At 71.2% G+C, this 11,798-nt stretch carries 10 protein-coding genes; all 10 read right to left on the reverse strand.

What is annotated here, in order from left to right; all coding sequences use genetic code 11:
- Positions 1–55: 55 nt before the first annotated feature.
- A complete protein-coding gene (locus AB0N22_RS07035; RefSeq protein WP_364637535.1) occupies positions 56–2,338 on the reverse strand; it encodes a [protein-PII] uridylyltransferase in 2,283 nt (760 codons plus the stop codon).
- A 74-nt stretch (positions 2,339–2,412) separates the two neighbouring features.
- Positions 2,413–2,751, reverse strand: a complete 339-nt coding sequence (locus AB0N22_RS07040) for a P-II family nitrogen regulator (RefSeq protein WP_364637537.1) — start codon at positions 2,749–2,751, stop codon at positions 2,413–2,415.
- A 2-nt stretch (positions 2,752–2,753) separates the two neighbouring features.
- On the reverse strand, positions 2,754–4,001 hold the full coding sequence (locus AB0N22_RS07045; RefSeq protein WP_364637539.1) for an ammonium transporter: 1,248 nt from the start codon (positions 3,999–4,001) through the stop codon (positions 2,754–2,756).
- Positions 4,002–4,185: 184 nt separating this feature from the next.
- Positions 4,186–5,319, reverse strand: a complete 1,134-nt coding sequence (gene ftsY, locus AB0N22_RS07050; protein WP_364637542.1) for a signal recognition particle-docking protein FtsY — start codon at positions 5,317–5,319, stop codon at positions 4,186–4,188.
- Positions 5,320–5,432: 113 nt separating this feature from the next.
- Positions 5,433–5,891: a thioesterase family protein gene (locus AB0N22_RS07055; protein WP_364637544.1), complete on the reverse strand. Its 459-nt coding sequence runs from the start codon at positions 5,889–5,891 to the stop codon at positions 5,433–5,435.
- A complete protein-coding gene (gene smc / locus AB0N22_RS07060) occupies positions 5,888–9,442 on the reverse strand; it encodes a chromosome segregation protein SMC (protein ID WP_364637546.1) in 3,555 nt (1,184 codons plus the stop codon). Before smc ends, AB0N22_RS07055 begins: the two co-directional genes overlap by 4 nt.
- 51 nt (positions 9,443–9,493) lie before the next feature.
- On the reverse strand, positions 9,494–9,694 hold the full coding sequence (locus AB0N22_RS07065; protein ID WP_364637548.1) for a hypothetical protein: 201 nt from the start codon (positions 9,692–9,694) through the stop codon (positions 9,494–9,496).
- Between the two features lie 114 nt (positions 9,695–9,808).
- Complete coding sequence (locus AB0N22_RS07070) at positions 9,809–10,258, reverse strand: PTS glucose transporter subunit IIA (protein ID WP_364637550.1); 450 nt, start codon at positions 10,256–10,258, stop codon at positions 9,809–9,811.
- Positions 10,255–10,485 carry a glucose PTS transporter subunit EIIB gene (locus tag AB0N22_RS07075; RefSeq protein ID WP_364637552.1) on the reverse strand — a complete coding sequence of 77 codons (231 nt, stop codon included), beginning with the start codon at positions 10,483–10,485 and terminating at the stop codon, positions 10,255–10,257. The genes AB0N22_RS07070 and AB0N22_RS07075 overlap by 4 nt, the downstream gene beginning before the upstream one ends.
- A gap of 10 nt (positions 10,486–10,495) precedes the next feature.
- Positions 10,496–11,698: an N-acetylglucosamine-6-phosphate deacetylase gene (gene nagA, locus AB0N22_RS07080; RefSeq protein WP_364637554.1), complete on the reverse strand. Its 1,203-nt coding sequence runs from the start codon at positions 11,696–11,698 to the stop codon at positions 10,496–10,498.
- Positions 11,699–11,798: the final 100 nt, after the last annotated feature.

The following is an 11,798-nucleotide window of genomic DNA, read 5'->3' on the forward strand; positions in this document are numbered from 1 at the left end:
GGGTCTGGTCAACTCTAACCGAGACCCCGTCACCCCTCCCCGGCGTGGGCGGGAGTCAGCCGAGGGCGGTGGCCAGGGCGTCGCGCAGCGTCGACGCGGTGGCGTCCTCGAGCCGCTGCCCGTCGCCGTCGACGACGTAGAACACGTCACGGACCTCGTCGCCGTAGGTCGACATGTGCGCCGAGCGGATCGACAACCCGAGCGAGGCGATCTGGTCGCACACCGTCCACACCAGCCCGCGGCGGTCCTGCGCCCGGACCTCCACCAACGTCGCGGTCTCCGAGAGCCGGTCGAGCAGGCGTACGCGGGCATCCGGAGCGTCCGGGATCGAGGTCAGCTCGAGACGGCCCGCGAGGTCGAGCTCACCGGCCATGGCCGGACGGAGCCGATCGGTCAGCCGCGCCGGATCGATGTCGTCGCGCGACACCTCCCAGAGCGAGACCGCCGCACCGCCGAGGGTCACGGTCCTCGCCGAGCGGATGGCCAGTCCCGCGAGGGCCAGGCCCCCGGCGAGGTCGGCCATGACCCCCTGGCGGTCCGCCGTCACGATCGTCAGCAGCGAGCCGCCAGGTCGCGGCTCGACCGTCAGGGCGAAGTCCGCCGCCTGCATGGCCCCGTGCTCGGGGAAGGGCACGCCGGCGGGCCAGCCCTCGTAGTCCTCCGGCGTCGGCGTCGTCACGCCCTCGTCGAGGACACGCCGGACCTTCTCGACGAGCCCCTCGGTCAGGCCCTTGCGCCAGGGGGACCACGCGGCCGGACTCGTGGCCTGGGCGTCCGACGCCGTCAGGGCGGCCAGCAGGTCGAGGAAGTCCTCGGTCCCGACGATCTCGGCGACGTTGGCGGCCGTCGAGGGGTCCTCGATGTCGCGGCGCGTCGCGATCGTCGGCAGCAGGAGGTGCCACCTGACGAGCCGACCGATGACGGCCGCGTCCTCGCCGCTGAAGCCCCACCGTTGCGCGATGCGTACGGCCATCGGCTCGCCGACCTCGGAGTGATCCCCGTCGACGCCCTTGCCGATGTCGTGCAGCAGCGCCGCGACCGCGAGCAGGTCGGGCCGCGCCACGTCGCGCTTGACCTTGGCCGCGTGCACGCAGGTCTCGAGGCTGTGGCGGTCGACCGTGAAGCGGTGCACCGGCGAGGACGAGCCCCGCAGCCGGATCGCGACCCACTCCGGCAGCAGCAGGTCGACGACGCCGGCAAAGTCGAGCTCGTCCCACACGCGTACGAGCCCCTGACCCGAGCTCAACAGGTCGACCATCAGGCGTGACGACGACGCCGACCACGGATCGGGCAGGTCGCCCATCGAGTCGGCGAGCCGCTTGGCCGAGCCGGGGCTCAGCGGGAGGCCTTCGCGAGCCGCCGCGGCCGCCGCCCGCAGCGCGACCTCGGGGTCCGTCGTCGGATCGGCCCGCCCCGTCACGATGACCTCGCCGTCGAGGATGCCGACGCCATCGGCGAGCGGCGTGACGGCCGGACCCGTGGGCGTGATGGTGCGCTTGGCCGAAGGTGCCAGGGCGGCGTCGATCTTGTGCCACGACAGCGACGCGAGGTGGGCGATCCGCCGCCCCAGCTGGCGCGCGTGCAGGTCGAGCTCCTCGGCCCCCATGCCCAGGAAGCGGGCCACGTCGGGGATGACCTCGGCGTCGAGCCGTTCTACGCGGCGGCCGACGGTCTGGTGCAGCGCGTCACGGACGTCGAGCAGGTCCGAGCGCAGCGACTCTGACTCGCCGTGCGGGACGTCGATCAACCAGGTGGCGACCAGGGCACGGAGGATCACGCTGTCCCGCAGCCCTCCCCCGGACTCCTTGAGATCGGGAACGGCGGCGTGGGCGATCCAGCCGGCCCGCTCGATGCGGGCGTTGCGCGCCTGGCGCACCTCCTCCACCCGCGTACGGGCGTCGCGGCGCCAGTCCGCCAGCACCTGGGAGCGCAGCGCCAGGACGAGACCGGCGTCGCCGGCGACGGTCCTGGCATCGAGCATCCCCATCGCGGCCCGGTGATCGGTCACCGCCGCCTCGCGCATCTGGATGGTGTCCCGCACGGAGTGGTCGAGGGCGACGCCGTCGTTCCACAGCGGGTACCAGATCGTCTCGGCGGCCTGCCGGACCACCGACTCGTCGAGCGCCGGGTCGTGCAGCAGGACGACGTCGAGGTCGCTGAACGGCGAGAGCTCTGACCGGCCGTAGCCGCCCACGGCGACCAGCGCGAGGCCCGGCCCCTCGCGTGGGTCGCTGCGGTCGGCCGGCACGGCGTCGGCGAACAGCTGCCGCAGCCTCCGGTCGGCCTCGAGCGCCCGGTCGCTCCGCTGCCGGGCGAGAGCGGCCCTGTCGTTGCTCACGTCGGTGATCGTACGCAGCGATGGCGCAGCACCCGATCGGGGTGCTGCGCCATCGTCACGAGAGATGTCTGGCCCTAGAGCGCGGCCTCGTCGGTCTCGCCCGTGCGAACCCGCACGACCGAGTCGACCGGGATGACCCAGACCTTGCCGTCACCGATCTTGCCGGTCTGCGCTGCACCGGTGATCGTGCTGACCACGCTCTCGACGTCCGCGTCGTCGACGACGACCTCGAGGCGGATCTTGGGGACCAGCGAGACGTCGTACTCAGCACCGCGGTAGACCTCGGTGTGTCCCTTCTGCTGGCCGTAGCCACTGGCCTCGGTCACCGTCATGCCGGCGACTCCCGCTGCAGCGAGGGCCTCGCGGACCTCTTCCCACTTGTGCGGCTTGATGACCGCCGTAACCAGCTTCATGTTCAGACTCCCGTCTTCAGGGCGGACCCGCCGATGATCCCGGCTTCGTCGTACGCGGTCTCCAGGTGCTCGACCTGGTCGATGCCGAGGACCTCATCCTCTTCACTGATGCGGAACCCGATCGTCACGTCGATCAACTTACCGATGATGAACGTGAGCACGAACGAGTACGCGAGGACGACGAAGGCCGCGACGGCCTGCTTCCAGAGCTGCTCGAGGTCACCGCCGTAGAACAGGCCGACGTCGCCTGAGGCGAGGAAGCCGATCAGCAGGGTGCCGACGAGGCCGCCGACGAGGTGCACGCCGACGACGTCGAGCGAGTCGTCGTAGCCGAACTTGTACTTCAGGCCGACCGCGAGGGCGCACAGGACACCGGCGATGACGCCGAGGGCGATCGAGCCGACCGGGGTCAGGGCTCCGGCGGCCGGGGTGATGGCCACCAGGCCGGCGACGGCGCCGGACGCGCCGCCGAGGCTCGTGGCCTTCTTGTCGCGGATGGACTCCACGAGCAGCCAGCCGAGGATGGCTGCTCCGGTGGCGACGGTCGTGTTGACCAGGGCGAGGCCCGCGAGACCGTTGGCACCGACGGCAGAGCCGGCGTTGAAGCCGATCCAGCCGAACCAGAGCAGACCGGCGCCCAGCAGGACGAACGGGAGGTTGTGCGGGCGCATGGGGTCGCGCTTCCAGCCGACCCGCTTGCCGAGCACCAGCGCAAGGGCGAGGCCGGCGGCACCGGCGTTGATGTGGACCGCCGTGCCACCCGCGAAGTCGAGTGCCTCGAGCTTGGTCGCGATCCAGCCGCCGTCGTCGCCGAAGTCGAAGACCCAGTGCGCGACCGGGAAGTAGACGACCGTGACCCAGATCGTGACGAACAGGGCCCAGGCGGCGAACTTGGCCCGGTCGGCGATCGCGCCGCTGATGAGGGCGACCGTGATGATTGCGAACATCAGCTGGAACGCCACGAAGACGTACTCGGGGATCGTGCCGTACGCCGTCTCGAGGCCGATGCCGTCGAGGCCGATGCGCTCGAAGCCGCCGAGGAACTGGTTGCCGTCAGGGCTGAACGCCAGCGAGTAGCCGAACAGCACCCACAGCACCGGCACGATCGCCAGGGCGATGAAGCTCATCATCATCATGTTGAGCACGGTCTTGGAGCGGACCATGCCGCCGTAGAAGAACGCCAGTCCTGGCGTCATGAGCAGGACCAAGGCCGAGCTGGCCAGAATCCACGCGGTATCGCCGGTATCCATGAAACCTCCGAAAGAAGAGTGCGTTGCAGCAGGACGAGGTACGACCTGTTGCGACACAGACTGCTGTCAGGGGATTTCGGTACGTGCCCGGCCATGTTGCATCGGGATCACGAATGCGCCCGGCGTGTAAACAGCGTGTTACGCCCCGCCTGCACCCGGTGAGGCAGCGGTGTGAGGTCCCGTGTCAGGACAGCAGGGCGTCGACGAACTCCTCGGCCTCGAATGGCGCCAGGTCGTCGGCGCCCTCGCCCAGCCCGACGAACTTGACCGGGACCCCGAGCTCCCGCTGGACGGCGATCACGATGCCGCCCTTGGCGGTGCCGTCGAGCTTGGTCAGCACGATCCCGGTGACGTCGACGACCTCACCGAACACCCGGGCCTGGGTCAGGCCGTTCTGGCCGGTCGTCGCGTCGATGACGAGCAGGACCTCCGTGACGGGCGCCTGCTTCTCGATGACCCGCTTGACCTTGCCGAGCTCGTCCATCAGACCGGCCTTGGTGTGCAGGCGGCCGGCCGTGTCGACCAGCACGACGTCGGTGCCGTCGGCGATGCCGCGCTGGACGGTCTCGAAGCCGACGCTGGCGGGGTCGCCGCCCTCGGGACCACGAACGGTCGGCACCCCGACCCGCTCGCCCCAGGTCTGCAGCTGGTCGGCAGCGGCGGCACGGAACGTGTCGGCGGCGCCGAGCACGACGGACTTCTCCTCAGCCACGAGCACTCGGGCGAGGCGCCCGACGGTCGTCGTCTTGCCGGTGCCGTTGACCCCGACCACGAGGACGACGCCCGGCTTGCCGTCGGCGCCTGTCGCGTCGAGCGTGCGGTCGTACGTCGGGTCGATCAGGCGCACGAGCTCCTCGCGGAGCGCAGCCTTCGCAGCCTCAGGACTGTCGATGCCCTCGACCCGGACACGGGTCTTGAGATTGGCCACGAGCTCGTCGGTCGCCGTGACGCCCACGTCGGCCGCGAGCAGCGTGTCCTCGAGCTCCTCCCACGCGTCGTCGTCCAGCGTCGAGCGGCTGAGCACGGCGAGTAGGCCCTTGCCGAGCGTGCCCTGCGAGCGCGCGAGCCGGGCCCTCAGGCGTACGAGGCGGCCTTGCGGGGCCTCGGGCCGCTCCAGCGTCTCGACCGCAGCGGCGGGCTCCTCGTCCCCGAGGTGGGGCTCGGGGTGCTCGGGATGCTCGATGAGCTCCTCGGTGACGCGATCGAGCTCAGCCGGCGGTGGCAGATCCTTGCGGCCGCGGCCGACGACGAGCGCGATGCCCGCGCCCAGCACGACGACGACGGCAAGGACGATCAGGAGCAGCACAAGCGTGGTCACGCTCCGATCCTATGCAGAACGCCGGCCCCATCTGCTCCGGCGGGCGGTGGGTCCCCCACCTTTTGGCCGCCCGAACGGTGGATGATCCACCGCCGAGCGGCTGTCGGCAGGCGTCAGGAGGTGACCAACGGCGCGACGACGCTGCGGATCGCGTCGGGGATCGGCGTGACCTCGCGGGTGGCGGCGTCGACGTAGACGTGCACGAAGCGCCCGATCGCGGCCGGCTCGTCGCCGTCGCCCTGGAACAGCCCGATGCGGTAGACGATGCTCGACGTGCCCAGCCGGGTGACCGCGAGGCCGGCCTGCACGTCGCCGGGAAATCCCAGCTCGCGAAGGAACTCGCACTGCGTCTCGGCCACGAGGCCCACCGCGTCGAGCCGGCGGATGTCGGTGCCGGTCTGGTCGATCAGGAAGCCGTTGACCGCGGTGTCGAAGTAGGAGTAGTAGACGACGTTGTTGACGTGTCCGTAGACGTCCTCGTCGGCCCATCGCGTCGTGATGGTCCGCAGGACGCTGAAGTCCGTACGGAGGCGCGGTCCTTCGTCGCCCGCGTCCCGTTGGCGCTCGGTCACGAGGCGGTCTCCTCCTCGCGCAGGCGCTGGCTGATGACCGCCGAGACACCGTCGCCGCGCATCGAGACGCCGTAGAGCGCGTCGGCGACCTCCATCGTGCGCTTCTGGTGCGTGATGACGACGAGCTGGGAGTTGGCGCGCAGCTCTTCGTAGAGCTCGAGCAGACGGCCGAGGTTGGCGTCGTCGAGCGCGGCCTCGACCTCGTCGAGGATGTAGAATGGGCTCGGGCGCGCCTTGAACAGCGCGACGAGGAACGCCACGGCGACCAGCGAGCGCTCGCCGCCGGACAGCAGCGACAGCCGCTTGACCTTCTTGCCGGCCGGGCGCGCCTCGACGTCGATGCCGGTCGTCAGCATGTTCTGCGGGTCGGTGAGCACGAGGGCGCCCTCGCCGCCGGGGAACAACCGGCTGAAGACGTGCTGGAACGCGCTCTCGACGTCGTACCAGGCCTCGGTGAAGACCTGCTCGACCTTGGCGTCGACCTCCTCGACGATGTCGAGCAGGTCCTGGCGAGTCTTGCGCAGGTCGTCGAGCTGCTCGGAGAGGAACTGGTGCCGCTCCTCGAGCGCCGTGAACTCCTCGAGGGCCAGCGGGTTGACCTTGCCCAGCATCGCCATCGACCGCTCGGCGTTGCGCAGCCGCTTGACCTGCACGTCACGCTCGTACGGCACGGGCTCGGCCGGCAGCGAGTCGTCCTCGCCCTCGACCGTGATCGGCGGCACGAGCTGGTCGGGGCCGTAGTCGGCCACCAGTGTCTCGACCTCGAGGCCGAGCTCCTCCAACGCACGCCCCTCGAGCCCCTCGAGACGCAGGCGCATCTCGGCCCGGGCCATCTCGTCCTTGTGCACGGAGTCGGTCAGCCCGTCGAGCTCGGCGATCTGCTCGCGCAGCTTGACGCGCACGCCGCGCAGCGTCTCCTCGCGTCCGGTGCGGGAGGCCTCGATCTCGGTGCGCAGTGTGGCGGCCTGGGCGATCGACTGCTCGAGCCGCTCCAGCACGAGGTCGCTGGCGTGGATGACGGCCTTGGCCGTCTCGGCCTCACGCAGCTGGCGCTCGCGGCGCTCCTTGGCCTTGATGCGCGCCTCGCGCTCGGCCTCGGCGGCCTCGAACAGCGCGGTGACCTGTCCCTCGAGCGCGCGGGCCCGCTCCTCGTTGGTGCGCAGGGCCAGCCGGGCGTCGGTCTCGGCCCGGCGGGCGGCCGACGCCTTGTCGGCGAGCTCCTCGAGCAGGGCCGTGTCGGGCTCCTCCTCGGGAGCCGCCTCGGCCTGCGCCAATCGGTCCTCGAGCTCGGCCAGGCCCGAGAGGTCACCGGCCTGAGCCTCCTCGGCCTTGGTGATCGCCGCGGCGAGCCGGTCGGCCTCGCCCCGGGCGGCGCGGGCCGTGGCACCGAGGTGCCCGAGGTTCTCCGCGACCGCGGCCATCGTGGCGTCGGACTCGTGCAGTCGGCCGAGCGCGGCGTCCACGCGTTCCTGGGCCACGGCGCGCTTGGCGTCGGCTGCCTCGTGCTCGAAGCGCAGCCTCTCGAGCGTGTGCACGGCACGGGTCAGGTCCTCGTCGGCCTGCGAGATCGCGGCCTGGACCTCGATGAGGCTCTGCTTGGACGTCGATCCGCCGGCGGCGAAGTGGGCACCCAGCACATCGCCCTCGCGCGTCACGGCCGTGACGTCGGGGGCGTGCCGGATGAGCTCCTGGGCCTGCTCGAGGCTGTCGACGACCGCGACCTTGAACAACAGCCGACGCAGGGCTCCCTGCAACGGCGCCGGTCCGTCGACGACGTCGACCGCGTACGTGGCGTAGTCGGGCAGTCCCGGCCACGAGGAGTCGTCGACCTCGCCACCTCCGAGCAGCATGCCGGCCCGGCCGAGGTCCTCGGACTTGAGCTTCTCCATGGCCGACACGGCCGTGTCGAGGTGGTCGACGGCCACGGCGTCGGCGGCCGAGCCCAGTGCCGAGGCGATCGCGGTCTCGAATCCCCCACGTACGGTCAGCAGCGCCGCGACCGATCCCAGCAACCCGCTGATCTCGTCGGTCGCCGCCAGCAGCGCGCCGGCACCGTCCTTGCGTGCCAGGCCGAGCTCGAGCGCCTCCTTGCGGGCCTCGAAGGCAGCCTGCTGGCGCTCGGCCTCCTGCGTCTGGGCCGTGAGCGAGGCCAGGTGCTCGGTGATCACGGCGAGGCCGTCCTCGGCCGCCTCGAGCTCTTCGTCGAGGCCTGACTCCCCGGCGTTGAGCCCGGCGATCTGGTTCTCGAGGTTGGTGAACTCACGGTGCGCCGCAACGGCCCGGTTCTCGGCCTCCTCACGGGCCGCGGTGAGCCGCCCGATCTCCTCACCGGCAGCTGTGGCCCGGCTCTTGAGCGCGTTGACCTGACCGTGCAGGCGGGCCAGCCCCTCACGCTGGTCGGCGGCGGCCCGGAGCAGCCCGGCGACGCGGCGCTCCTCTGCGGTGTAGGCGGTCTCGGCCTCGTTGCGCTCGGCGATGACGGCCTCGAGCGACTCGGTGGCCTGCGCGACGCCGGCACTGAGCTGCTCGAGCTGCTCCTGGGCGCGGCGGGCGTCGGCCTCCAGCTCCTCGGGCTCGCGTCCGACGCGACGGTCCTCGGCCTCGACGGCTGCCAGGCGTACGCGCTCGTTGGCCAGGCCCGCGGTGCCGCGGATGCGCTCGCGCAACCCGCTCAGGCTGTACCAGGTCTCCTGCGCCGCGGACAGGCGCGGCGAGTCCTCACGGAGCTGGTCCTCGAGCTCGGTCTCCTGCTCGCGAGCCACGGCGATCGACTGCTCGACCGCCTGTCGGCGCTCCTTGAGGGCGGTCTCGTCGGCGAGCTCCTCGGCGATGACGGTGCGGGCGCTGACGATGTCGTCGGCCAGGATGCGGGCACGTGCGTCCCGGACCTCGGCCTGGATGACGGCGGCGCGCCGGGCCACCTCGGCCTGACGACCCAAGGGCTTGAGCTGGCGGCGCAGCTCGGTCAGGACGTCGTTGAGCCGCGTCAGGTTGCCCTGCGTCGCATCGAGCTTGCGGAGCGCCTTCTCCTTGCGCTTGCGGTGCTTGAGCACCCCGGCGGCCTCCTCGATGAAGCCGCGTCGCTCCTCGGGGGTCGCGCGCAGGACGCTGTCGAGCTGGCCCTGGCCGACGATGACGTGCATCTCGCGGCCGATGCCGGAGTCGCTCAGCAGCTCCTGGACGTCGAGCAGGCGGCACGTGTTGCCGTTGATCGCGTACTCGGAGCCGCCGTTGCGGAACATCGTGCGCGAGATCGTGACCTCGGTGTACTCGATCGGGAGCGCGCCGTCGGTGTTGTCGATCGTGAGGACGACCTCAGCGCGGCCGAGGGGCGGGCGGCCGGACGTGCCGGCGAAGATGACGTCCTCCATCTTGCCGCCGCGCAGGGACTTGGCACCCTGCTCGCCCATGACCCACGACAAGGCGTCGACGACGTTGGACTTGCCGGACCCGTTGGGGCCGACGACGCACGTGATGCCGGGCTCGAGCTGCAGGGTCGTCGAGGACGCAAAGGACTTGAACCCACGCAGCGTGAGGCTCTTGAGGTACAACGCTGACTCCTACGACGACGACGGTTCAGGTCAGCGTAGACCGCTGGGACCTCAGTGGGTCGCAGGCTCCATCAAGTCGCCGGCGGTGACGGTGTCGACCCGCTCACGGATGGTCCGGAGCAGACCGTCGTTCTCGACCTTGAGGCGCATGATCTCGGCCTCGAGGTCGGCGATCCGGCGGCGCAGTGCGGCGGTTTCGCGCAGCTGGTCGGAGGTGGGGCCTCCGATGTAGCCGATGAGTGCTTTGGCCATGAGGAATCTCCGCGGAATGGAACTGGGGGGAAGGGGCAGATGAGGCTGATCTGCGTCTGTCAGTCTCTCACCGGAGCCGATGCGGGTCAACTTCCAGTCAGCCTGCCGCGATCGTCACAGGGTGAAGAGCGCATCCCCCACGCGTACGGCCCCGGAGGCCTCGACCTCGACGCTGTCGGGTGCCGCGTCCATCACGACGACGGGCACGACCGGGGACCGTCCGCCGGCCTCGATCTCCGCGGGATTCCAGCGGACGACGGGCATACCCGTGGTGACCTCGTCACCCTCGGCGACGAGCAGCTCGAAGCCCTCGCCCTCGAGCTGGACCGTGTCGATGCCGAGGTGCACCAGGACCCCCTTGCCGGAGGTCGTGAGCAGGACGAACGCGTGCGGGTGCAGCTTGAGCAGGCGTCCGTCAGCGGGCGCCACGACGGTCGACTCGACGCGTTCGGGATCGATCGCGATGCCGGAGCCGACGATCTGCTGCGCGAACACCGGATCGGGCACGTCGGCGAGGGGGACCACATCGCCCGCGACGGGCGCCAGGACGGCCTGGGCGCTCAATCGAGGTCCTCGATGTCGCTTGCCAGCGTGTCGGCGACGGGCCCGACGACGACCTGCACGACGTTGCCCGACACCACGACGCCGAAGGCGCCCGCAGCCTTGAGCGCGGCCTGGTCGACGAGGGACGCGTCCTCGACCTCGGTGCGCAGGCGCGTGATGCACGGCTCGATCTCGACGATGTTGTCGCGACCACCCAGTCCGGCGACGATCTCTTCAGCTGTGACCATGAGGAACCTCCTAGAGCTGGCCGGAGGCCACGGTGGCTCCGGGTCCTTCGTGCATCGTGCCACCGGTCGACCAGACCTGTCGGCCGGCGAGCCACGTCGTCCGCGCGCGGAGGTCGTCCCCCAGCAGCACGAGGTCGGCGCGCACGCCCGGCTCGATCCGGCCGAGGTCGGCAAGGCCGAGCGCATCGGCGGGCGTGCGGGTGGCAGCCCTGATCGCGTCGACCAGGTCCACCCCGAACCCGACGGCGTGCCCGAGGTTGGCGTCGAGCGGCTCGTCGGCACCGGCGATCGTGCCATCGGCCCGCAGCGGCGGGCTGCCGGCGATCACCTCGAGCTGGTCGCCGCCCAGCTCGTACACTCCGGGAGGCATCCCGAGTGCGGCCACCGCGTCGGTCACGAGCATGACGCGCCCCGCGGCTGACGTGAACGCCAGGCGCACGGCCGCGGGCTCGACGTGGTGACCGTCGACGATCATGCCGACCGTGAGCCTCGGGTCCGTGAGCGCGGCGCCGACGACGCCCGGCGCGCGGTGGTGGAACGGGCTCTGGGCGTTGTAGAGGTGGGTCACGAGGGTGGCGCCGGCGTCGGCCGCCCTGCGGACCTGGTCGTCCGTCGCGTCGCTGTGCCCCACGGCGACGCGGATGCCGGCCGACACGAACGCCGCGATCGCGGCCAACGCCCCGTCGCGTTCGGGAGCCAGCGTGACGTACGAGACCGCGTCGCCCAGCTCGATCAGCGGGGCGATCCGCTCCGGCGTGGGGTCGACCAGCAGCGACTCCCGGTGGGCGCCCCGACGCCTGGGCGACAGGAAGGGGCCTTCGACGTGGGCCGGCAGGAGGCGCGTGGCCGATCCCGCAGCGTTGCTGACCCGGCGGGCATCGTCGTAGCGGGTCACCTGCTCGACGAGCTGCTCGACGGTCGCGGTGATGAAGGTGGGCACCATCGAGGTCACGCCGGTCGACAGCATCCGCTCCGCGACGTCGCGGACCTCGTCCGGGCCGGCGTCGGCGAAGTCGACCGAGAACGCCCCGTTGATCTGCGCGTCGATCAGGCCCGGGGCCAGCACGCCGTCCTCGAGCGCGACGTCGGGCGTACGTGTGGGGGTGCCGCGGCCCGCCGCGACGATCCGGTCGCCATCGACCTCGAGCCACCCCGCCCCGGACTCGTCGTCCGGCAGGCCCACGAGTCGCCGGGCTGCTACGAGCGTCGTCACCGTCGGACCTCGATTCCTCGTCGGAGGGGTTGACATGCCAGGGCATTCCCGGCCATCCTCACTGGTACGTACCGGATCGTACCAGCGGTTCGGATGGTCG

The organism is Aeromicrobium sp. NPDC092404, assembly GCF_040684095.1.
GTDB lineage: Bacteria > Actinomycetota > Actinomycetes > Propionibacteriales > Nocardioidaceae > Aeromicrobium.

Excerpts from the sequence above, each read along its gene's own strand:
- AB0N22_RS07065 (WP_364637548.1), bottom strand. The coding sequence starts at position 9,694 with ATGGCCAAAGCACTCATCGGCTACATCGGAGGCCCCACCTCCGACCAG.
- AB0N22_RS07045 (WP_364637539.1), bottom strand. The coding sequence starts at position 4,001 with ATGGATACCGGCGATACCGCGTGGATTCTGGCCAGCTCGGCCTTGGTC.
- AB0N22_RS07075 (WP_364637552.1), bottom strand. The coding sequence starts at position 10,485 with ATGGTCACAGCTGAAGAGATCGTCGCCGGACTGGGTGGTCGCGACAAC.
- AB0N22_RS07040 (WP_364637537.1), bottom strand. The coding sequence starts at position 2,751 with ATGAAGCTGGTTACGGCGGTCATCAAGCCGCACAAGTGGGAAGAGGTC.